General features: G+C 70.5%; 21 protein-coding genes and 1 pseudogene. 11 read left to right on the top strand and 11 right to left on the bottom strand.

The annotated features are described in order from the left end of the window. Positions 1-27 precede the first annotated feature (27 nt). Together ACIBAE_RS17660 and ACIBAE_RS17655 are read left to right on the top strand one after the other, a co-directional pair. Positions 28-522 (top strand): DUF3145 domain-containing protein, encoded by a 495-nt coding sequence (locus ACIBAE_RS17660; protein WP_399285879.1) that lies wholly within the window; start codon positions 28-30, stop codon positions 520-522. 34 nt (positions 523-556) lie between these two features. After that, positions 557-1,432 (top strand): NAD(P)-dependent oxidoreductase, encoded by an 876-nt coding sequence (locus ACIBAE_RS17655; protein WP_399285877.1) that lies wholly within the window; start codon positions 557-559, stop codon positions 1,430-1,432. Positions 1,433-1,553: 121 nt separating this feature from the next. Here ACIBAE_RS17655 and fabF read toward each other — a convergent pair whose 3' ends face one another. The 5 genes from fabF to ACIBAE_RS17630 form a co-directional block, all read right to left on the bottom strand. Then, the gene (gene fabF / locus ACIBAE_RS17650; RefSeq protein ID WP_399285875.1) at positions 1,554-2,816 is read right to left on the bottom strand and encodes a beta-ketoacyl-ACP synthase II; all 1,263 of its coding nucleotides are present in this window, start codon (positions 2,814-2,816) and stop codon (positions 1,554-1,556) included. A gap of 79 nt (positions 2,817-2,895) precedes the next feature. Next, positions 2,896-3,144, bottom strand: a complete 249-nt coding sequence (locus tag ACIBAE_RS17645; RefSeq protein WP_399285873.1) for an acyl carrier protein — start codon at positions 3,142-3,144, stop codon at positions 2,896-2,898. 76 nt (positions 3,145-3,220) lie between these two features. Continuing rightward, positions 3,221-4,222 carry a ketoacyl-ACP synthase III gene (locus ACIBAE_RS17640; RefSeq protein WP_399285871.1) on the bottom strand — a complete coding sequence of 334 codons (1,002 nt, stop codon included), beginning with the start codon at positions 4,220-4,222 and terminating at the stop codon, positions 3,221-3,223. 12 nt (positions 4,223-4,234) lie between these two features. Next, on the bottom strand, positions 4,235-5,176 hold the full coding sequence (locus tag ACIBAE_RS17635; protein ID WP_399286131.1) for an ACP S-malonyltransferase: 942 nt from the start codon (positions 5,174-5,176) through the stop codon (positions 4,235-4,237). 89 nt (positions 5,177-5,265) lie between these two features. Beyond that, complete coding sequence (locus ACIBAE_RS17630; RefSeq protein ID WP_399285869.1) at positions 5,266-6,447, bottom strand: PucR family transcriptional regulator; 1,182 nt, start codon at positions 6,445-6,447, stop codon at positions 5,266-5,268. 187 nt (positions 6,448-6,634) lie between these two features. Here ACIBAE_RS17630 and ACIBAE_RS17625 point away from each other — a divergent pair, with 187 nt between their 5' ends. After that, positions 6,635-7,351 carry a pirin family protein gene (locus tag ACIBAE_RS17625; RefSeq protein ID WP_399286128.1) on the top strand — a complete coding sequence of 239 codons (717 nt, stop codon included), beginning with the start codon at positions 6,635-6,637 and terminating at the stop codon, positions 7,349-7,351. Between the two features lie 49 nt (positions 7,352-7,400). Here the strand turns inward: ACIBAE_RS17625 and ACIBAE_RS17620 are convergent, their stop codons facing one another. Together ACIBAE_RS17620 and ACIBAE_RS17615 are read right to left on the bottom strand one after the other, a co-directional pair. Further along, complete coding sequence (locus ACIBAE_RS17620) at positions 7,401-8,219, bottom strand: serine hydrolase domain-containing protein (protein WP_399285867.1); 819 nt, start codon at positions 8,217-8,219, stop codon at positions 7,401-7,403. 2 nt (positions 8,220-8,221) lie between these two features. Then, positions 8,222-8,590 (bottom strand): GNAT family N-acetyltransferase, encoded by a 369-nt coding sequence (locus ACIBAE_RS17615; protein WP_399285865.1) that lies wholly within the window; start codon positions 8,588-8,590, stop codon positions 8,222-8,224. Positions 8,591-8,675: 85 nt separating this feature from the next. Here ACIBAE_RS17615 and ACIBAE_RS17610 point away from each other — a divergent pair, with 85 nt between their 5' ends. Both ACIBAE_RS17610 and ACIBAE_RS17605 read left to right on the top strand, forming a co-directional pair. Further along, entirely contained in the window at positions 8,676-9,140 is a 465-nt protein-coding gene (locus tag ACIBAE_RS17610; RefSeq protein ID WP_399285863.1) for a MerR family transcriptional regulator, read from the top strand. Between the two features lie 6 nt (positions 9,141-9,146). Further along, positions 9,147-10,163 carry an aldo/keto reductase gene (locus ACIBAE_RS17605; protein ID WP_399285860.1) on the top strand — a complete coding sequence of 339 codons (1,017 nt, stop codon included), beginning with the start codon at positions 9,147-9,149 and terminating at the stop codon, positions 10,161-10,163. Positions 10,164-10,312: 149 nt separating this feature from the next. Here the strand turns inward: ACIBAE_RS17605 and ACIBAE_RS17600 are convergent, their stop codons facing one another. After that, positions 10,313-10,699 (bottom strand): TetR/AcrR family transcriptional regulator C-terminal domain-containing protein, encoded by a 387-nt coding sequence (locus ACIBAE_RS17600; protein WP_399285858.1) that lies wholly within the window; start codon positions 10,697-10,699, stop codon positions 10,313-10,315. Here ACIBAE_RS17600 and ACIBAE_RS17595 point away from each other — a divergent pair. Further along, a pseudogene (locus ACIBAE_RS17595) lies at positions 10,692-10,823 on the top strand (DUF4287 domain-containing protein); the annotation flags it as partial. The gene ACIBAE_RS17600 and the pseudogene ACIBAE_RS17595 overlap by 8 nt on opposite strands. Before the next feature lie 206 nt (positions 10,824-11,029). On the opposite strand, the gene ACIBAE_RS17590 reads toward ACIBAE_RS17595, so the two are convergent. Together ACIBAE_RS17590 and ACIBAE_RS17585 are read right to left on the bottom strand one after the other, a co-directional pair. Next, positions 11,030-11,929 (bottom strand): DUF4429 domain-containing protein, encoded by a 900-nt coding sequence (locus ACIBAE_RS17590; protein ID WP_399285856.1) that lies wholly within the window; start codon positions 11,927-11,929, stop codon positions 11,030-11,032. Positions 11,930-12,091: 162 nt separating this feature from the next. Further along, positions 12,092-13,297 carry an alpha/beta hydrolase gene (locus ACIBAE_RS17585; RefSeq protein WP_399285854.1) on the bottom strand — a complete coding sequence of 402 codons (1,206 nt, stop codon included), beginning with the start codon at positions 13,295-13,297 and terminating at the stop codon, positions 12,092-12,094. Positions 13,298-13,678: 381 nt separating this feature from the next. Between ACIBAE_RS17585 and ACIBAE_RS17580 the strand changes: the two genes are divergently transcribed. Together ACIBAE_RS17580 and ACIBAE_RS17575 are read left to right on the top strand one after the other, a co-directional pair. Beyond that, positions 13,679-15,286, top strand: coding sequence for an MFS transporter (locus ACIBAE_RS17580; protein ID WP_399285852.1), 1,608 nt, complete (start codon positions 13,679-13,681; stop codon positions 15,284-15,286). Positions 15,287-15,579: 293 nt separating this feature from the next. After that, a complete protein-coding gene (locus ACIBAE_RS17575; protein ID WP_399285850.1) occupies positions 15,580-15,978 on the top strand; it encodes a peptidase inhibitor family I36 protein in 399 nt (132 codons plus the stop codon). Between the two features lie 225 nt (positions 15,979-16,203). On the opposite strand, the gene aceE is transcribed toward ACIBAE_RS17575, so the two are convergent. After that, positions 16,204-18,936 carry a pyruvate dehydrogenase (acetyl-transferring), homodimeric type gene (aceE, locus tag ACIBAE_RS17570; protein ID WP_399285848.1) on the bottom strand — a complete coding sequence of 911 codons (2,733 nt, stop codon included), beginning with the start codon at positions 18,934-18,936 and terminating at the stop codon, positions 16,204-16,206. Positions 18,937-19,462: 526 nt separating this feature from the next. Here aceE and ACIBAE_RS17565 point away from each other — a divergent pair. The 3 genes from ACIBAE_RS17565 (at position 19,463) to ACIBAE_RS17555 (ending at position 21,213) form a co-directional block, all read left to right on the top strand. After that, complete coding sequence (locus tag ACIBAE_RS17565; RefSeq protein ID WP_399285846.1) at positions 19,463-19,900, top strand: DUF3052 domain-containing protein; 438 nt, start codon at positions 19,463-19,465, stop codon at positions 19,898-19,900. Between the two features lie 144 nt (positions 19,901-20,044). After that, positions 20,045-20,521 carry a peroxiredoxin gene (locus ACIBAE_RS17560; protein ID WP_399285844.1) on the top strand — a complete coding sequence of 159 codons (477 nt, stop codon included), beginning with the start codon at positions 20,045-20,047 and terminating at the stop codon, positions 20,519-20,521. 116 nt (positions 20,522-20,637) lie between these two features. Beyond that, a complete protein-coding gene (locus tag ACIBAE_RS17555) occupies positions 20,638-21,213 on the top strand; it encodes a TerD family protein (RefSeq protein ID WP_399285842.1) in 576 nt (191 codons plus the stop codon). Positions 21,214-21,236: the final 23 nt, after the last annotated feature.

Genomic DNA, 21,236 nt, shown 5'->3' with positions numbered 1-21,236 from the left:
GAACCTCGTCCCACACTGGAGGTCCCGGTGACGACACGTGGAGTTCTGTACGTTCACTCCGCACCGCGCGCGATGTGCCCGCACGTCGAATGGGCGGTGGCAGGGGTACTCGGTCTGCGCGTCCAGCTCGACTGGATCCGGCAGCCGGCCTCGCCCGGCACCTGGCGGGCCGAGGTCTCCTGGAGGGGCCGGGCGGGCACCGGCTCCCAGCTCGCCTCCGCCCTGCGCGGCTGGCAGATGCTCCGCTTCGAGGTCACCGCGGAACCCTGCCCCGCCGCCGAGGGCGAGCGCTACAGCGCCACGCCCGACCTCGGCATCTTTCACGCGGTCACCGGGATACACGGCGACATCCTGATCCCCGAGGACCGGCTGCGGGCCGCTCTCGCGCGCTCCCAGCAAGGCGAGACCCAGCTGGAGACGGAGATCGCCAAGCTGCTCGGCAAGCCCTGGGACGACGAACTGGAGCCCTTCCGGTACGCGGGCGAGGGCGCGCCCGTCCGCTGGCTGCACCAAGTCGTCTGAGCGAGCCGGGCCCCGTCCCCCTACCGTGGACCCCATGGCTGATCAACTGACCGTAGCTGTCCTCGGCACCGGCATCATGGGCGCCGCGATGGCCCGTAACCTCTGCCGCACCGGACACGACGTGCGTGTCTGGAACCGCACCCCCGCCAAGGCCGAGGCACTCGCCTCCGACGGCGCCCGGGTCGCCGTCACCCCGGCGGAGGCCGTGACCGGCGCCGATGTCGTCCTCACCATGCTGTACGACGGCCCGGCCGCGCTGGAGGCCATCACAGCCGCAGGGCCCGGCCTGCGCCCCGGCGCGATCTGGCTCCAGACGACAACGGCGGGCGTCGAGGCCATCGCCGACCTGGCCGACTTCGCCCGCCGGCAGGGGCTGGCCTTCGTCGACGCGCCCGTACTCGGCACGAAGGCCCCGGCGGAGAGCGGCCAGCTTCTCGTCCTGGCGGCGGGCCCCGAGGAGGCGCGTGAACCACTCACCTCCGTCCTCGACGCCATCGGCCGGCGCACGATCTGGCTGGACGAGAACGGCGCCACCGCCGCCGCCACCCGCCTCAAGCTCGTCTGCAACACCTGGGTCCTGGCCCTCACCCACGGCACGGGCGAGACCCTGGCCCTGGCGAAGGGCCTGGGTGTCGACCCGCAGAGCTTCCTGGACGCCATGAGCGGCGGCGCGATGGACTGCGACTACCTCCGGGCCAAGGCCACCGCGATCCTGAACGACGACTACACCCCGAACTTCGCGGTCACCACCGCCGCCAAGGACGCCCGCCTGATCGTCGAGGCCGGTGCCGCCGAAGGCGTCCGCATGGACCTCACGGAAGCCGGCGCGGAACGCTTCCGCCGCGCCGAGGCCCAGGGCCACGGCGACGAGGACATGGCGGCGACGTACTTCGCCGGCTTCGCCGACTGACGACCCTGCCGGTTCGGCGCGTGGAAACGGCGGAGGCCCGCCTCCCCGGTGGGGGAGGCGGGCCTCTGGGTGTCCGTGACCGGGCGGGCCGGGCGGGCCGGGCGGGCCGGGCGCTGTCGGGTCAGACCGTGCGCAGGGCCAGGACCACGTTGTGGCCGCCGAAGCCGAACGAGTTGTTGATCGCCGCGATCGTGCCGCTGGGGAGCTTGCGGGGCTCGCCCTGGACGACGTCGGCGTCGACCTCTTCGTCCAGCTCGTCGATGTTGATGGTCGGCGGGGCCGTGCGGTGGTGGAGGGCGAGGACCGTCGCGACGGTCTCGATGCCTCCCGCGCCGCCCAGCAGGTGACCGGTCATCGACTTCGTCGCGGAGACGGCGACGTGGTCCAGCTCGTCGCCCAGGACCCGGCGCAGGGCCTTGATCTCGGCGACGTCACCCAGCGGGGTGGACGTGGCGTGCGCGTTGAGGTGCATGACCTCGGACGGCTTGAGGTCCGTCGCGTCCAGCAGGTTCTGGATCGCCTGGGCGATGCCCCGGCCGGACGGGTCGGGCTGCGCGATGTGGTGGGCGTCCGAGGACAGGCCCTGGCCGAGGATCTCGCAGTAGACCCGCGCGCCGCGCTTGGCGGCGTGCTCGGCCGACTCCAGGACGACGATGCCCGCGCCCTCACCGAGGACGAAGCCGTCACGGCCCTTGTCGTACGGGCGGGAGGCCTTGGTGGGCTCGTCGTTGTTCTTGGACATCGCCATCATGTTGGCGAACGCCGCGACGGGCAGCGGGTGGATGGCCGCTTCCGTACCACCGGCGACGACCACGTCGGCGCGGCCGGAGCGGATCATCTCCACCGCGTAGCCGACGGCCTCGGCGCCCGACGCGCAGGCGGAGACCGGGGTGTGCACGCCCGCGCGGGCGCCCACTTCCAGGCTGACGTTGGCGGAGGGGCTGTTCGGCATCAGCATCGGCACGGTGTGCGGGGAGACGCGGCGGGCGCCCTTCTCCTTCAGCACGTCGTACTGGTCGAGCAGGGTGGTCAGGCCGCCGATACCGGACGCGATCACGGTCCCGAGCCGGTCGGCGTCGACCGAGGGGTCCTCGCCGGCCTTGGCGGTGTAACCGGCGTCCGCCCACGCTTCCCGGGCCGCGATCAGCGCGAACTGCGCCGAGCGGTCCAGCTTGCGGGCGAGCGGGCGGGGCAGTACATCGCCCGGGTCCACCGCCGCGAGGGCGGCGATACGGACCGGCAGGTCGGCGAAGCGCTCGCCCTCCAGGGGCCTGACCCCGGAGCGGCCCGCGAGCAGACCTTCCCAGGTCGATGCGCTGTCGCCACCCAGTGGTGTGGTTGCGCCGATACCGGTGACGACCACGGTGCGATTGGTCGAGCTCACTGGAATTCTTTCTCCACGTGTAGAGGGTGCTGAATTTTCACGGCGCCACCACCAGGTGGCGTCAGCCGCAGCGACGTGATCAGACCTGGTGGTCCGCGATGTACGACGCGGCGTCACCGACGGTCTTCAGGTTCTTGACGTCGTCGTCCGGGATCTTGACGTCGAAGCGCTCTTCAGCGGCGACGACGACCTCGACCATGGACAGCGAGTCGACGTCCAGGTCGTCGGTGAAGGACTTGTCCAGCTGGACGTCCTCGACCGGGATGCCGGCGATCTCGTTCACGATCTCGCCGAGACCGGCGACGATCTCTTCCTGGGTGAAGGCCATGGTGGGCGCTCCTTCGATATTGAGCGGAGTGGGGCAGGGGATAAATCGCAACACGATCCGGAAAGATCCGGTGTGCCTAGGGGAGGGTAACGACCGTCGCTGCGTAGACGAGACCCGCCCCGAAGCCGATGACGAGAGCGGTGTCGCCGCTCTTCGCCTTTCCGGTCGCCAGGAGCCGCTCCATCGCGAGCGGAATCGAGGCGGCCGAGGTGTTGCCGGTGGTCTCCACGTCACGGGCGACCGTGACGCTGTCCGGCAGCTTCAGAGTTTTTACCATTGAGTCGATGATCCGCATGTTGGCCTGGTGCGGGATGAAGACGTCCAGGTCCTCCGAGGTGATCCCGGCGGCGTCCAGCGCCTGCTGGGCGACCTTCGCCATCTCGAAGACGGCCCAGCGGAAGACGGCCTGGCCCTCCTGCGTGATGGCCGGGAACTTCTCGACGGTGCCGTTGCGGTAATCGTCCCACGGCACGGTCTGCTTGATGGTCTCCGACTTGTCGCCCTCGGAGCCCCAGACCGTCGGGCCGATCATCGGCTCCTTGGCGGGACCGACGACGACCGCGCCCGCGCCGTCACCGAACAGGAAGGCCGTCGCGCGGTCCTCCAGGTCGGTCAGGTCGGAGAGCCGCTCCACGCCGATCACCAGGACGTACTCGGCCGAGCCCTCGACGATCATCCCCTTGGCCAGGGTGAGTCCGTAGCCGAAGCCGGCGCAGCCCGCGGAGATGTCGAACGCGGCGGGTTTGCCCGCGCCGATCTTGTCCGCGATCTCGGTGGCGACGGCCGGGGTCTGCTTGAAGTGCGAGACGGTGGCGACGATCACGCCGCCGATCTGCTCGGGGGTGATCCCGGCGTCGGCGATCGCCTTTCCGGACGCCTCGATGGACATCGCGGCGACGGTCTCCTCGGGCGAGGCCCAGTGGCGGGTCGCGATTCCGGAGCGGGAGCGGATCCACTCGTCGGACGAGTCGATCGTCTCGAGGATCACCTCGTTGGGCACGACACGGGTGGGGCGGTAACCGCCGACACCCATGATCCGCGCGTACGGAGCGCCCTTGCTGGGCTTGATCTTCGACATGCTCTCTGACTCCTATTCAGCGGTGGAGGAGTGCTCGGCGATCAGCGTGCGGGCCGCGTCGAGGTCGTCGGGGGTCTTGAGCGCCAAGGTCTTCACACCGGGCAGGGCGCGCTTGGCGATGCCGGTCAGGGTGCCGCCGGGAGACAGCTCGATCAGCGCGGTCGCGCCCCGCCGCGTGAAGGTTTCCATGCACAGGTCCCAGCGGACCGGATTGGCCACCTGGCCGACCAGGCGGGTCAGGATCTCGGCGCCGGTGGCGACCGTCCGCCCGTCCTTGTTCGAGACGTACGGTACGGCCGGGGCGGCGGCGTCGATCGTCCGGGCGGCCGCTTCGAGCCGCTCGACGGCGGGGGCCATGTGGTGCGTGTGGAACGCGCCGGCGACCTTGAGCATCACCACGCGGCGGACGCCCTCGGGCTTGTCCGCCTCCAGGGCCGCGAGCTGCTCCAGCGTCCCGGCGGCCACGATCTGGCCCGCGCCGTTCACATTCGCCGGGGTCAGTCCGAGCTTCTCCAGGTGCGCGACGGTCGTCTCCGGGTCGCCGCCGAGCAGCGCGGCCATCCCGGTCTCGGTGATCGCCGCGGCGTCCGCCATGGCCAGGCCACGGGTCCGGACGAGCGTCATGGCCGCGTCGTCGGTGACGACGCCGGCCAGCGCGGTGGCGGCGAGTTCGCCGACGCTGTGTCCCGCCACGGCGCCGATGTCACGGGCCAGGCCGGCCGTGTCCGGGAAGAGCTGACGCGCCGACAGCAGCGCGGCCGCGACCAGCAGGGGCTGGGCCACCGCCGTGTCGCGGATCTCGTCCGCGTCGGCCTTCGTGCCGTAGTGGACCAGGTCCAGGTCAAGGGCGGCCGACCATGTCCGCAGCCGGTCTTCGGCACCGGGCAGATCGAGCCAGGGAGTCAGGAAGCCGGGCGTCTGAGCGCCTTGGCCGGGAGCGACGAGTACGAGCACCCTCACACTCTCTCTTGCGGACGGCCCTCACCGCCCGTGGGGACAGGGACGAAGAACCGTCAGGGGAATTGTTGGAGTACGACAAAAGTCTAGGACTGCGGGTCCCCGTCGGCCAGACGCCCCAGGATCAGGGCGATTCGCAGAGTGAACGCGGAGCGTACATCGGAGGGTGACCAGCCGGTGACGTCAGTCACACGTCGCAGCCGGTAGCGCACGGTGTTCGGATGGACGAAGAGCATCCGCGCGGCGCCCTCAAGACTGCTCGCCTGTTCCAGGTAGACACTCAGCGTCTCCAGCAGCGCGGAGCCCGCTTCCTCCAGCGGTCTGTAGATCTCCTCCACCAGCTGGTCGCGGGCCGCGGGGTCGGAGGCGATCGCGCGCTCCGGCAGCAGGTCGTCCGCGAGCACCGGACGGGGCGCGTCCTGCCAGGCGGAACACGCCTTGAGTCCGGCGGCCGCGGCCTGCGCCGATCGCGTGGCGGCCAGCAGATCGGGAACGACCGGGCCCGCGACGACGGGACCGGCGGCATACGGGCCGATCAGCGCCTTGGCGACCTGGAGGGGGTTGTCGCTGCCGCCCGCGATCACGACGAGCCGGTCGCCGAGCACCCCGGTGAGGACCTGGAGCTTGGCGTGCCGGGCGGCCCGGCGGATCGCCTCCACGGTCAGCTCGCTGTCCCCCTCGGGGGCGGTGCCGAGCAGTACGCAGACGTGTTCGGGGGAGCTCCAGCCGAGCGCGGCGGCCCGGGAGATCGCGCCCTCGTCGGCCTCGCCGGAGAGCACCGCGTTCACGACGAGCGACTCCAGCCGGGCGTCCCAGGCGCCGCGCGCCTCGGCTGCCTGTGCGTACACCTGTGCGGTGGCGAAGGCGATCTCCCGCGCGTAGACGAGCAGCGCCTCCCGCAGGACGGCCTCGTCGCCGGGGGCCGCGACCTCCTCGATCGCCGTCTCCATGACCTCGATCGTGGTCCGCACCATCTCGACGGTCTGGCGCAGCGTGATCGCCCGCGTCAGCTCGCGCGGGGCCGTGCCGAACACGTCGGTGGAGATGGCCTGCGAGGCCTCGGGGTGGCGGAACCACTCCGTGAAGGCGGCGATCCCCGCCTGCGCGACCAGCCCGATCCATGAACGGTTCTCCGGCGGCATCGCCCGGTACCACGGCAGCGTCCCGTCCATGCGGGCGATGGCGTTCGCGGCGAGCCGCCCCGAGGACTGCTCCAGCCTGCGCAGGGTCGCGGGATGCGGATGGGGTTCGTTCGACGGTTCTGGCACGGGGACAAGACTGCCTTATCGGGGCGAGCGCCTGGAGCGCCGGGGCTGGGCGAGTTCGTTCCGAAGCGGTGTCGTCCGCCCGGGAGGGCGGTCCGGGGGTGTCCGGACCAGGGGTGTCCGGACGGTGCGTGCCGGGCGCCGCCGGGCGGACGGGGCGGCGGAACGACTCGTCTACGGTGGGCCTGTGATTCTCGTACGGTACGCGGCCGACCGGTACGCGGGCGGCGACCCCTCCGCCGGCATCGAATCCCTGTACGCCTTCTCCTTCGGGCGCTTCTACGACCCCGACAACCTGCGCTTCGGCGCGGTCCTCGCCTGCAACGAGGAGCGGCTCGCGCCGGGCGCCGGGTTCGACGAGCATCCGCACAGTCATACGGAGATCGTCACCTGGGTCGTCGAGGGTGAACTGACCCACCGCGACTCGACGGGGCACGCCACGGTCGTCAGGGCGGGCGACGTCCAGCGGCTCAGCTCGGCGGGCGGGGTACGGCACATGGAGCGCAACGAGGGCGCCCGGCCGCTGGTCTTCGTACAGATGTGGCTCGTCCCGCTGGAGCCCGGCGGGGAGCCCGCGTACGAGATCGTGCGGGGCATCGCCGACGCGACTCCGTACGCGCTCCCACGGGCCGGTGCGACGCTGCGCGTACGGCGGCTGCGGGCGGGCGGGCGCGCCGCCGTGCCGGACGCGCGGTCGGTCTACGTCCATGTGGTGCGCGGCGACGTGCTTCTCGACGCCGACGCCGACACCTACGCCGACGATCACGGAGGTGACAGCGAAGGCGACCGTCACGGCCACCGGCTCGGCCCCGGCGACTCCGCGCGGATCACCGACGCCGACGGGCTCGGGCTGAGCGCGGGACCCGGGGCGCCGGCGGAGGTGCTGCTCTGGGAGATGCCGGGCTGAGAGGCTGGACCGGGCGGGGCCGCCGGGGCGCGCGGCGCCGGGCGAGCGGTCAGCCCGCGCGCAGCTCGGCCAGCACCGCGTCGGTGAAGGGGGGCCACGCCGCGATCGCCCACGGCCCGAAGTCCCGGTCGGCCAGCGCCACGCAGGCCGCCCCCGCGTCCGGGTCGACCCACAGGAACGTACCGGACTGGCCGAAGTGGCCGAACGTACGCGGCGAGGACGAAGCGCCCGTCCAGTGCGGGGACTTGGCGTCCCTGATCTCGAAGCCGAGACCCCAGTCGTTGTTCTTCTGGTTGCCGTAGCCGGGCAGCACCCCGGACAGGCCGGGGTGGACGACGGTCATCGCCTCCAGCACGGTACGGGCGTCGAGCAGTCTCGGCGCCTGGAGTTCGGCGGCGAACCGCACCAGGTCGTCGACGGTCGAGACGCCGTCCCGGGCCGGTGACCCGTCCAGCGAGGTCGAGGCCATACCGAGCGGTTCGAGCACCGCCTCGCGGAGATAGTCGGCGAACGGGATCTCGGTGGCCTTGGCGATGTGGTCGCCGAGCACCTCGAAGCCCGCGTTGGAGTAGAGGCGGCGCGTGCCGGGCGCGCTGGTGACGCGGTGGTCGTCGAAGGCGAGCCCGCTGGTGTGCGCCAGCAGATGGCGGACCGTGGAGCCCTCGGGTCCGGCCGGCTCGTCCAGCTCGATCGCACCCTCCTCGTACGCCACCAGCACCGCGTACGCGGCGAGCGGCTTGGTCACGGAGGCCAGCGGGAAGCGGTGCGACGTGGGGCCGTACGACCCGGCGAGCGTCCCGTCCGCTCGTACGACGGCGGCGGCCGTGGTCTCCACCGGCCAGTTCTCGATGATCGCCAGGCTCTGCATGGCTACGAGCGTAGAGGACCGGGAAACCTGAGCCGCATGGAGGGATCCGGGGTACGCGCGAAGCCGAGCGAGGTGTACAGCGCCTCGCCGTCCGGGGAGGCGTGCGGGTCGATCACGCGGACGTCGCGGGTCCGGTACCGGCCGAGGAGCGCCTCCACGCAGGACCGGGAGTGACCCCGGCTGCGCAGGTCCGGGGCGAAGGCCGCGAGATCACCGTCCGGGTCCGTGAGCCTCTCGCGGAGCGTGGTGACGGCGGCCGGATGCCGGCCGGTGTCGGTGTCCGGCCCGTGATACGAGTCGAGCATGACCTGGCGGCGCAACCGGACGAGTTCCGCCGCGTCGGCGGAGGTGGCACGGCGTGCGAGGCTCATGGGGCGGCACGCCAAGGGCGACACCGGAAAAGTCGTGTCCTTTTCCGCTTGCCTGGAGTGCGCTCCAAGGTTCTAGCGTGGGGGCATGACGGTGATCGAGAGCAGGCCGGTAAGGACGGACCGCGTGGAGGTCTGCGCAGCGCCGCCGCCCGCCCACCCGCGCCCCGACGGCGAGGACCGCTACACGATCAGCGAAGTGTCCACCCTCACCGGCCTGACCGCGCACACCCTGCGCTGGTACGAACGGATCGGGCTGATGCCGCACGTCGACCGCTCGCACACCGGACAGCGCCGCTTCAGCAATCGTGACCTGGACTGGCTCGGCTTCGTCGGGAAGTTGCGGCTGACCGGGATGCCGGTGGCGGACATGGTCCGTTATGCCGAGCTGATCCGGGTAGGCGAGGAGACGTTCGAGGAGCGGCAGGAGTTGCTGGAGCGGACCCGGCGCGATGTTCTCAACCGCATGGCGGAACTGCGGGACACGATCGCCGTGCTCGACCACAAGATCGGCTTTTACGCGGACGCCCGCAAGGCGTCGGAGAGGGTCTGAACCCCGATGAGTGACAGCAAGATCGCACAGGTACGGCTCGGGACCGAGGGACCGGAGGTCGGCGCCCAAGGGCTCGGCTGCATGGGCATGAGCGCCGCGTACGGGCCGAGGGACGCGGACGAGTCGCGGGCCACCCTGGAGCGCGCCCTGGAACTGGGTGTGACCTTCTACGACACGGCGGACGTGTACGGCGGCGGGGAGAACGAGAAGTTCATCGCGCCGTTCGTCCAGGCGCACCGCGACGAGATCGTCGTCGCGACGAAGTTCGCGCTGGGTTCCAATCCCGCCGAGCCCACCCAGCGGGTCATCCGCAACGACCGGGCGTACATCCGCCAGGCCGTCGAAGGCAGTCTGGAGCGCCTCGGCGTCGAGCGGATCGACCTCTACTACATGCACCGGCGTGATGTGAACGTCCCCATCGAGGAGACGGTCGGCGCCATGGCCGAGCTGGTGGCCGAGGGCAAGGTCAAGTACCTCGGGCTGAGCGAGGTCACCGGCGGCGAACTGCGCGCCGCGGGGACCGTGCACCCGATCACCGCCGTGCAGTCCGAGTGGTCGCTGTTCAGCAGGGACGTCGAGACGTCCCTGCTCCAGGCCGCCACCGAGCTGGGTGTCGCGCTCGTGCCGTACTCCCCGCTCGGCCGGGGCTTCCTGACCGGTTCGTTCGTCAACGCCGAGAGCGAGCTGACCGCCGACGACTTCCGCCGCCGGCAGCCCCGCTTCACCGGCGACAACGCCGCCGCGAACGCCGCGCTGCTCGACCCGGTACGCAAGATCGCCGAGGGCCGAAACGCGACCCTCGGACAGGTCGCGCTGGCCTGGGTGCAGCAGCAGGCGGCCGTGCACGGTCTGACCGTCGTACCGATCCCGGGAACGACCAAGCGCGGCCGCGTCGAGGAGAACACCGCCGCCACGCGTCTCATCCTCACCGAGAGCGAGCTGGAGCTGCTGGAGCCCATCGCGGGGCAGGTCGCGGGCGGCCGCTACGAGGACATGACCTTCACCTCGGCCAGCCGCGAGTAGCCGACCCCGTTGTCTGTCGCACGGGGGATTGCCCGTCGCTGGTGCCGCGACCGGCGATGTTCGCCGCGCGGACGGCGAGAGACGGGGCGCCCGCGCGCACGGCTTCGGCATGTGCCCCGGAGTCCGGGCCCCGTCGCTTGCTGCTGGGTTCAGCGGTAGGCGGCAAGGAAGGCCGTGACGCCGGCGCTGGTGTAGCGGTCGAGTTCGCCCCGCGTGTGCTGTGGGCTGCCGTGGAACATGGCTTTGTTCACGGGGATCCAGAGCAGCAGGCCGGAGAAGTGGTTGGCGGCCAGAGGCGGGTCGTCGATCCGGAGCAGTCCCTCGTCGGCGAGATGCTGGAAGGTGGCCGCCAGGGTGGCGAGAACTCGCTCGAAGCCCTGCTCGTACCAGGCGGCACCGAGTTCGGGGAAGGTGTCGGCGTTGGCGATGATCAGGCGCCGCAGCTGGAGTACCTGAGGTCGGGTGAGGGCGGCCATGAACTGGCCGGCGAGCCGGGTGAGGTTCTCCTCCAGTCGATCGGCGTCGGCCGGGCTCATCCGCACCTCGCCGCTGATCAAGCACGGGGAGCTCGTCACCTGGCTCAAGACCGAACACGGACTCGGCCATGGACACGCGAACGCGCTCGTCGCTCATACGCTCGCGGAAGACAGCAGCGAGTAACCGGATAAATGAGCCGTGGGTCCTCAAACAGGTCCCACGGCTCTGCCGAGCTGTCGTTCCTCGTGAACGTCGACCCCGACCACTGTCGACGAAACTCGTGAACAGGGCCACCGGATGGTGGCCCTCACGACAGCCAGGCGGCCGGGCGGCCGGATCCGGGACGCCGGGCGTGTGGACGCGTGAGGCCCCGCATCCGGATGCGGGTCTCACAGCTCCGCCAGCAGCTCCGCCTTCTTCGCGGTGAACTCCTCGTCCGTGACCAGACCCGCCCGGTGCAGCTCCCCGAGGTGGCGGATCCGGTCCGCGACCTCGGCGGGGTCACGGTGGGCGGAGGACAGCGCGGGGACCGGGACGGCGACGCGTCCGGCTGTGGCACGCCGGGCCGCCGCCAGGACCGCCGCCGCGAAGGGCAGCGACTCGTGCACCGGGCCGTAGCCGAGACCGAAGACGACGGCCGCCGGATCATGATCGGCCTGGGGTGCCGGGGGCGCACCCGCGCCGTGGCCGCCTCGCCGCAGCATCCGCAGATAGCCCTCGTACGCCTCGGGGGAGCGCCATTCGACGCCGTGCAGCTCGCCGATCGGGAAACTCTGGTCGCCCGCCTTCCACTTCGTGGAGGAGGCGCCCGTCCAGAACCAGCGGAACGCCACCCGCTCCCCGTCGAAGGACGCCTTGCCGTCGTACGCCTTGAAGTGCAGGGGCGGCTCCGGCGCGGCGACCAGGTAGCGCTCGGCCGGCTCCCGCCGGTCCTGGAGGCCCCGTACGTCCGCCCGCGCGAGTGCCGCGCGCAGCTCGTCCGCGTAGTGCTCCGCGAGGCTCTCGCGCTCGGCGGGCAGTACCAGCCGGTACGGGTCGCCGTTGGCCCTCAGCTGGCCGGCCGCCGCCTCCATCAGAGGGTCGGCGCCGGCTCTCGGCACGGCGTGCAGCACCACGGTGCCGTGCCTGCCGGGTGAGAGCGTCACCGACGACAGCGCCGCGTGAGGGATGCGCCGCTCGCGGAGCGTCTGGAAGAGCTTCGGTGTCCGGATCCCCCGTTCGAAGCGTATGAGCACGGAGTCGCTGTCGAACTCCCAGGTGGCATGAATCCCCGCAAGCACATCACCCATGTGCCTCATCGTAGGTGGCGTACGCTCGCGCGTCGCCTGCCTCAGCAGAGGAAATCTACGCGCGTCAGGAGTCGCTGGACGTGTCCCTGGCAGGCCGTCGGATCCGGCCACCGGTACGCGTCGGACGAGCTCGCGACACGCGCGCGGTCCGGGAGGCCGGTCTCACCCTGCGGCTGGCAGTCCGGTCCGGCAGGCCGTGCCGTTGTCCGCGCAGCTCACCGACGTGTACGCACCGACCCCGATGGCCGCGAAGTTCCGCAGGCTCTCCGTACCGGGCTTGAAGTAGCCGGTGTGTCCGATCGCCCCGGCCGCCGAGACCACCCGCGCGCCGAAGCCCCGGCCCATCGGGTCCGCGCCGTGGCCGAGCCCGCCGACCACCAGGTACGGGACGTCCTGGATCCAGTCGTCGCGGTCCCGCATGGCCCAGACGCGGGCGTCCGTGTGCAGCTGTCCGGCGTTCCGCGCCCGCATCCCCGGACTGCCGGCGACGACCACGTCCGAGACCCTGGCGGGCAGTTGGTGGGCGGCGACCCCGCACACCACGGAGCCGTAACTGTGGCAGAAGAGCGAGACCCGCGAATCCCCCGGCAGCGACGCGGTGAAGGCACCGAGCCGGACGGCACCCGCCTCCGCGAGCTTCCCGATCAGCGCGTCCATCCCGAGACCGGCGGGCGCGGTGTAGTCGGCCCAGGCGATGACGGCGGTACGGGTGCCGGGGCCGGCGGCCTGCTCGGCGGCGTACAGCGACTCGGCCATCCCCACCGGCGCCGTGTACCAGTTCCGTTCCTTCTCGAACGTGATCATGTTGGTGTCGACGCCGGGGATCACGACCGAGACCCGTTGCGCGTGGTCGAGGTCGCCGAAGACCTCGGCCGCCCGGCCTCTGCCCGACGGGTCGAAAGCGAGGATCTGCCGGCCGTCGCCCAGCATCGCCTCGTAGCTCTGCATCCTGCTCAGCGCCTGCGCGCGGCCGTCGCTGGAGAGGCGGACGTCATGCGTCCTGCGCTCTTCGGCCTTCGCCGCACGCATGAGGGCGAGCCGGTTGGCGCGGTAGCGCAGCGTGGCCGGAATGCCGTTGAGATTGCCGACGACCAGTGGATATCCGGTGGCCAGCCGGTCCTGCTGAGCGGCGCTGAGCCGGGCGAAGAAAGCGGCCAGCACCTTGGGCGGGGCGTCGGGGGAGGGCAGTTCACGGGCGCCGATCCGGCCCCGCTCCCAGGCGTCGAGGGTCACCTTCAGGGGTTCGCCGGGACCACGCTGACGCTGGACAGCGGTCCATCCGGTGGTGGCCAGCATCACGAACACCACGGCGAGGGCGAGGAGCGCGCGCCATGCGCTGAGCAGGGGGGAAGAGCCGAAGGAAGTCACTGGCTCCCACCCTAGGCCGGACCTGGGGGGCCTCGCGACGAGGGGGAGGCGGATCACGCGCGATGGAGGAACGAACCGCCGGTAACTTAACTGAGCGTCATGCGGACGTGGGTGTTCCGGCGGCCTGGACTCCGTAGGCCGGACGGCCGCCGCCCCGGTGCCCGCCACCGCCGGAACGGCCGCGCCGCCCGGTCCCGGCGACCGTGGCGCCAACTGGTCCGGACAGGTGTCCGCCGGGTCTCGGAAGCACCGGTCCCGACGGGGCACCGACACGTGCGGCCGGGCCCCGGGAACCGCTGCACCCCGGTGCCGCCACCGCCCCGGTTACGGACCGGTGAATTGCTGTGCGGCCGGTCCGCGACTGCCGCTAGCGTGCCCGGTATGACTAGTCAGACCACTGTCAACAAGGCGCCACAGACCCCGGAATCGCTGGCGTCGGGGCCGTCCAGGGGGCTGCGCGGCCACCCCTGGCTGACGCTCTTCTCCGTTGCCATCGGCGTGATGATGGTGGCCCTCGACGGCACCATCGTGGCGATCGCGAACCCGGCCATCAAGGATGATCTCGGCGCGACGTTCGCCGATGTCCAGTGGATCACCAACGGCTACTTCCTCGCCCTTGCCGTGGCACTGATCACCGCCGGGAAGCTCGGTGACCGTTTCGGCCACCGGCAGACCTTCCTCATCGGCGTCACCGGCTTCGCCGCGGCCTCGGGAGCCATCGGCCTCTCCCACAGCATCGCCTTCGTGGTCACCTTCCGGGTGCTCCAGGGCCTCTTCGGCGCCCTGCTGATGCCGGCCGCGCTCGGCCTGCTGCGCGCCACCTTCCCCGCCGAGAAGCTCAACATGGCCATCGGCATCTGGGGCATGGTCATCGGCGCCTCGACGGCCGGCGGTCCCATCCTCGGCGGCCTGCTGGTCGAGCACGTGAGCTGGCAGTCCGTCTTCTTCATCAATGTGCCGGTGGGTGTGGTGGCACTGCTGCTCGGCGCGGTGATCCTCCGCGACCACCGGGCGGAGAACGCCCCGAAGTCCTTCGACATCCTCGGCATCCTGCTGCTCTCCGGTGCCATGTTCTGCCTGGTCTGGGCGATCATCCAGGCCCCTACCTGGGGCTGGGGCGACGGTCTCACCTGGCTCTTCATCGCCGTCTCCCTGGTGTGCTTCGGGCTGTTCGCCTTCTGGGAGACGAAGGTCAGGGAACCGCTCATCCCGCTGGGCCTGTTCCGCTCCGTGCCGCTGTCCGCCGGTGTGGTCCTGATGGCGCTGATGGCCATCGCCTTCCTGGGTGGCCTGTTCTTCGTCACGTTCTATCTCCAGAACGTGCACGGCATGAAGCCGGTCGACGCCGGGCTGCACCTGCTGCCGCTCACCGGCATGATGATCGTTTCCTCGCCGCTGGCGGGTCTGGTGATCACCAAGGTGGGACCCCGTATCCCGCTCGCCGGTGGAATGGTCTGCACGGCTGCCGCCATGTTCGGCATGTCCACCCTGGAGACGGACACCAGCAGCCTCACCATGTCGATCTGGTTCGCCCTGCTCGGTCTCGGCCTGGCCCCGGTCATGGTCGGCGCGACCGAGGTCATCGTGGGCAACGCCCCGATGGAGCTCTCCGGCGTGGCCGGAGGCCTCCAGCAGGCCTCCATGCAGATCGGCGGCAGCCTCGGCACGGCGGTGCTGGGCGCGGTCATGGCCTCGAAGGTCTCGAACGATCTGCCGGGCAACTGGGCCGCCGCCGGGCTGCCGCCGCTGGCCGGTGCCCAGGCCGCCGGCGCCACCGAGGCCGTGCAGGTCGGCAAGCCGCCGGTGGCGCCCGGTACCCCGGCCGCGATAGCCGAGAAGATCACGAGCGTCACGTACGACACGTTCATGTCCGGCATGGGACTGGCCTGTCTGGTCGCCGCCGGTGTCGCGGTCGTGGCGGTCTTCGTCGCCCTGTTGACGAAGCGTGGCGTCAACGCGGACGCGGCGGGCGCGGGGGTGCACGTCTGACGTCAGCCCCCGGCTGACCGGACGTCAACTTCGGTCCCCTGACAGCCCCGCCGGAAGGATTCGGCGGGGCTGTCGCCTATCCGGGTGGAGGGCTCGCGGACCCCCTTTCGCCGGGCCCCGCCGCAGGTCAGGGTGTGGATGACCGAACTTCTCTCCACCCACGGGGGCTGATCCGTATGCGCGAGACCACCACTTTCAGGACCACGGGCCCGACCGCGCGCCTGAGCACACGTACGAACAGGCGCGCACGCCCGACAGCCCGCCCGACCGCGCGTGCGAACAGGCGCGCGACCGTGCCGAAGGCCCTCGCTGTCGGGGTACTGGCCGTCGCCGCCCTGCTGCCGCAGACCGCCGCGACCGCGACGGTGACCGCCACCTCCACCGCCATCTCCACCGCCGTGCCGCCCCGTCTCGGCCCATGTGGGGCGGGCGAGCTCTGCCTCTGGCAGAAGGACGACTTCACGGGGGCGCGGCAGACGCACGAGCTCTCCCGGATCGACATCGAGAGCTGTGTGCCGCTCGCCGGGGGCGTCACCGTCCAGTCGCTCGCCAACCGCACCGGGCGGCCCGTGACCACCTATCAGTCCGAGGAGTGCGCGGAGACCGGGGAGTTCGAGACCTACCCGGGCGGCGGCACCTGGGTGCCTCGATCCCCGTACCGCGTCAGGGCCTTCAAGGTCTGGGAGCGCTGAGCGTTTGGCGGGCGGAGCGGGGGTACGCGACAGAAAGGGACATGCGGGGCCCCCGCTCACGCGGCCGGATGAGGTCGCGGACCGGGCCGGTCCGCGTGCCGCTCGGGATCGCCGGTCCGACGGAGCGACGGTCAGGACCGGCCGGGTGAACAGAAGGGCGGCGGGCCCCCGGGGCCCGCCGCCCTCTCGCTACCTCTCGCTCTTCCCCGCTCTTCCGCGAGGTGGTTACGCGTCGCCGCCGGCCGCACCCGGGTCGGCCGCCGACGCGTCGAGCAGCTGGTAGCGGTCGATCGCCTGCTTCAGCAGCGAACGGTCGACCTTGCCCTCCCTGGCCAGCTCGGTGAGGACGCCGAGCACGATCGACTGCGCGTCGATGTGGAAGAAGCGACGGGCCGCACCGCGCGTGTCCGCGAAGCCGAATCCGTCCGCGCCCAGCGACTGGTAGGTACCGGGCACCCAGCGCGCGATCTGGTCCGGAACGGAACGCATCCAGTCGGAGACGGCCACGAACGGACCCTCCGCGGCGGACAGTTTCCGTGTCACGTACGGCACCCGCTGCTCCTCCTCGGGGTGCATCAGGTTGTACCGCTCCACCTCGACGGCCTCGCGCCGGAGTTCGTTCCAGGAGGTCGCCGACCAGACGTCGGCCCGGACGTTCCACTCCTCGGCGAGGATCCGCTGGGCCTCGACCGCCCACGGCACGGCCACGCCGGACGCCATGATCTGCGCCGGGATCGAGCCCCCGTCGCCCCGCTTGAAGCGGTGGATGCCCTGGACGATGCCCTCGACATCCACGTCGGCGGGTTCGGCCGGGTGCTGGATCGGCTCGTTGTAGACGGTGAGGTAGTAGAAGACGTCCTCGCTGTCCGGGCCGTACATCCGCCGCAGACCGGCCTTGACGATGTGCGCGATCTCGAAGCCGAAGGCCGGGTCGTACGCGACACAGGCCGGGTTCGTCGAGGCCAGCAGCTGCGAGTGGCCGTCCGCGTGCTGGAGACCCTCACCGGTCAGAGTCGTACGGCCGGCGGTCGCGCCCAGCACAAAGCCGCGCGCGAGCTGGTCGGCCATCTGCCAGAACTGGTCGCCGGTCCGCTGGAAACCGAACATCGAGTAGAAGACGTACACCGGGATCAGCGGCTCGCCGTGCGTGGCGTAGGCCGAACCCGCCGCGATCAGCGAGGACGTGCAGCCCGCCTCGGAGATGCCGTCGTGCAGCATCTGGCCGGTCGGCGACTCCTTGTACGCGAGGAGCAGCTCGCGGTCCACGGACTCGTACTGCTGGCCCAGCGGGTTGTAGATCTTGGCGCTCGGGAAGAACGAGTCCATCCCGAAGGTGCGGTACTCGTCGGGGGCGATCAGCACGAAGCGCTTGCCGATCTCCTTGTCCCGCATCAGGTCCTTGAGCAGCCGGACGAACGCCATGGTGGTGGCGATCGACTGCTGCCCGGAGCCCTTCTTCACCGCCGCGTAGGCCTTGTCGTCGGGGAGATTCAGCGGCTTCGCCCGCACGACCCGGGTCGGCACGTACCCGCCCAGCGCCTTGCGCCGGTCGTGCATGTACTGGATCTCCTCCGAGTCCTTGCCCGGGTGGTAGTACGGCGGCAGGCCGTTCTCCAGCTGCTGGTCCGTGATCGGGAGGTGCAGCCGGTCGCGGAAGCCCTTGAGGTCGGAGACCGTCAGCTTCTTCATCTGGTGGGTCGCGTTGCGGCCCTCGAAGTTCGGCCCGAGCGTCCAGCCCTTGACCGTCTGCGCCAGGATCACGGTCGGCTGGCCCTTGTGGGCCTTGGCCGCCGCGTACGCCGCGAAGACCTTCTTGTGGTCGTGACCGCCGCGCCCCAGGTGCAGGATCTGCTCGTCGGACATGTTCTCGACCATGGCGCGCAGGCGCTGGTCGTCGCCGAAGAAGTGCTCGCGGATGTACGCGCCGGTCTCGGTGGCGTACGTCTGGAACTGCCCGTCCGGCGTGGTGTTCAGCCGGTTCACCAGCACGCCGTCGCGGTCCTGCGCGAGCAGCGGGTCCCAGGAGCGGTCCCAGACCAGCTTGATGACGTTCCAGCCGGCGCCGCGGAACTGCGACTCCAGCTCCTGGATGATCTTGCCGTTGCCGCGTACCGGGCCGTCGAGGCGCTGCAGGTTGCAGTTCACGACGAAGGTCAGGTTGTCGAGGCCCTCCCGGGCGGCGATGGACAGCTGGCCCAGCGACTCGGGTTCGTCCATCTCGCCGTCGCCGAGATACGCCCAGACGTGTGAGGCGGAGGTGTCGGCGATGCCGCGCGCCTCCATGTAGCGGTTCATCCGGGCCTGGTAGATCGCGCCGAGGGGGCCGAGCCCCATCGAGACGGTCGGGAACTCCCAGAAGTCCGGCATCAGCCGGGGGTGCGGATAGCTGGAGAGGCCGTACGGCGCCTTGGACTTCTCCTGGCGGAACGCGTCGAGCTGCGTTTCGCTGAGCCGGTCGAGCAGGAAGGCGCGGGCGTAGATGCCGGGGGAGGCATGGCCCTGGAAGTAGATCTGGTCGCCGCCGTCGCCGCCGTCCTTGCCCCGGAAGAAGTGGTTGAAGCCCACGTCGTACAGGGAGGCGGAGGAGGCGAAGGTGGCGATGTGGCCGCCGACACCGATACCCGGGCGCTGCGCGCGGGACACCATCACGGCCGCGTTCCAGCGGGTCGCGTTGAGGATCTTGCGCTCGATCTCCTCGTTGCCGGGGAAGAACGGCTCGTCCTTGGTGGCGATGGTGTTGACGTAGTCCGTGCTGCGCATCTCGGGCACAGCCACACGCTTCTCGCGCGCGCGTTCGATCAATCGGAGCATCAGGTAACGGGCGCGTTCACGGCCCCGTTCGTCAACGGCGGCGTCGAGCGAGTCGAGCCACTCCTGGGTCTCCTCGGGATCGAAATCCGGGACCTGGCTGGGAAGGCCGCCAATGATGATCGGGCTGCGATCGGATCCGGAAGCCACGCTTGTCCTTCGCTGTTTGGTCGTGTCGTGCCCTGCACGCGATCGATGCAACGCACGCCGTCGGGATACTGCTTCTCGCGGGCCCGGGGGCCGCGGCTCTCCCGCGAACCCGCCCGGGGCATGGGCACGTAAACCGCCTCCATCGTGTACCGCGCCGACGGAAACGTCATCTCTACCGAGGAGTAACCAGCAGACTCCGGGAAATCCCCTACCGAGCCCGGTTCGCACTTCGGTCAAATCGCAACCTTACGCCCAAGTCACCCATGCGTTCCGTTCTGCCGTCCGGACCCGAATGGCCCACCGAAGCGGCATAGCATGGCAAAGAAGGAGGAAGCGTATGGCCTGTGTCACAGGAGTCACTCGTGAAGCGGCAGGAGATGGGGTAAAGCCGCCCGTATCGTCACCGTTCAGGCGGTCTCGGCGGCTGGGTACTTGCGCGATCCGTCCCGTCCGTGTGGACTACGGCCAATGCCCCGCGCACGCGCGTGGCTGAAGCATTTTCCGAAACATGATCAGGAGGCAATCCGTGAGCGCGACCGCGGACCACGCGGAGGAACGAACCAGCCAGGCCGCAAGGCTGGGGTTCGAGCCCGGACAGGTGGTCCAGGAGATCGGCTACGACGACGACGTCGAGCAGGAGCTCCGCGAGTCCATCGAGGCCGTCATCGGCCAGGAGCTTGTCGACGAGGATTACGAGGACGTGGCTGACGCCGTCCTGCTGTGGTTCCGCGACGAGGACGGCGACCTTACGGACGCGCTGGTGGACGCCATCGGTCTGATCGAGGAGGGTGGAGCGATCTGGCTGCTCACGCCCAAGACCGGCCGTGATGGCTACGTCGAGCCGAGCGACATCAACGAGGCGTCGCAGACCGCCGGCCTGTCCCAGACCAAGAGCATCAGCGCCGGCAAGGACTGGACCGGCCACCGGCTCGTCACCCCCAAGGCGGCGAAGTCCAAGCGCTGACCCAGAGCGCCGCATCGAGCGCGCACGTCGCGGGCCGTGACCAGAGGCCTGGAGGGCCCCCGCCGACCATCGTCGGTGGGGGCCCCGTGCGTAGGCTGGGCCGCATCTGACGGTTTATGTCACAGGCGGAAAGGACGTACTTCCATGGCGATCGAGGCCGGCACCCTCGCCCCGGACTTCGAACTGAAGGACAACCACGGGCGGACCGTGCGACTGTCCGACTTCCGTTCCACCGACGGCGGTACGGGCGGCAAGAACGTGGTGCTGCTCTTCTACCCCTTCGCCTTCACCGGCGTCTGCACCGGCGAGCTGTGCGCGCTCCGCGACGAACTGCCCTCGTTCGTCAACGAGGACACCCAGCTGCTCGCCGTCTCGAACGACTCCATCCACACCCTGCGCGTCTTCGCCGAGCAGGAGGGCCTGGAGTACCCGCTGCTGTCGGACTTCTGGCCGCACGGCGAGATCTCGCGGGCGTACGGCGTCTTCGACGAGGAAAAGGGGTGCGCCGTGCGCGGCACCTTCATCATTGACAAGGAGGGCGTCGTGCGCTGGACCGTGGTGAACGGTCTGCCGGACGCCAGGGACCTCGACGAGTACGTCAAGGCGCTCGCCGCCCTCTGAATCCACCGCGCGGATTCACCGTCATCCACCAAACTGAAATCGCACAGCGACCGGGAACCGCTCACTAGGATCCAGTCGTTGATCCGATGCCGACGCAGAAACCATAGGGAGGACTCGTGGGAGTCAGCCTCAGCAAGGGCGGAAACGTCTCGCTGACCAAGGCCGCGCCCAACCTGACCGCGGTTACCGTGGGTCTGGGCTGGGACGTCCGTACGACCACCGGCAGTGACTTCGACCTCGACGCCAGCGCCCTGCTGACGAACGCCGAGGGCAAGGTCGCCATCGACGGGAACTTCATCTTCTTCAACAACCTCAAGAGCCCCGACGGGTCCGTCGAGCACACCGGTGACAACCTCACCGGTGAGGGCGAGGGCGACGACGAGGCGATCAAGGTCAATCTGGCGACGGTCCCCGCCGACGTCGAGAAGATCGTCTTCCCCGTCTCGATCTACGAGGCGGAGAGCCGCCAGCAGTCCTTCGGCCAGGTGCGCAACGCCTTCATCCGCGTCGTCAACCAGGCCGACAACAACGAGCTGGCGCGCTACGACCTGAGCGAGGACGCCTCGACGGAGACCGCGATGGTCTTCGGCGAGCTGTACCGCAACGGCGCCGAGTGGAAGTTCCGCGCGATCGGCCAGGGCTACGCCTCGGGTCTGCGCGGGATCGCCCAGGACTTCGGCGTCAACGTCTGACGGACCGCTCGTCGCGTCCGTTG

This window comes from Streptomyces sp. NPDC051569, assembly GCF_044454085.1.
In the GTDB taxonomy this organism is placed as follows: domain Bacteria; phylum Actinomycetota; class Actinomycetes; order Streptomycetales; family Streptomycetaceae; genus Streptomyces.
This window is presented reverse-complemented; position numbering and strand designations above follow the sequence as displayed.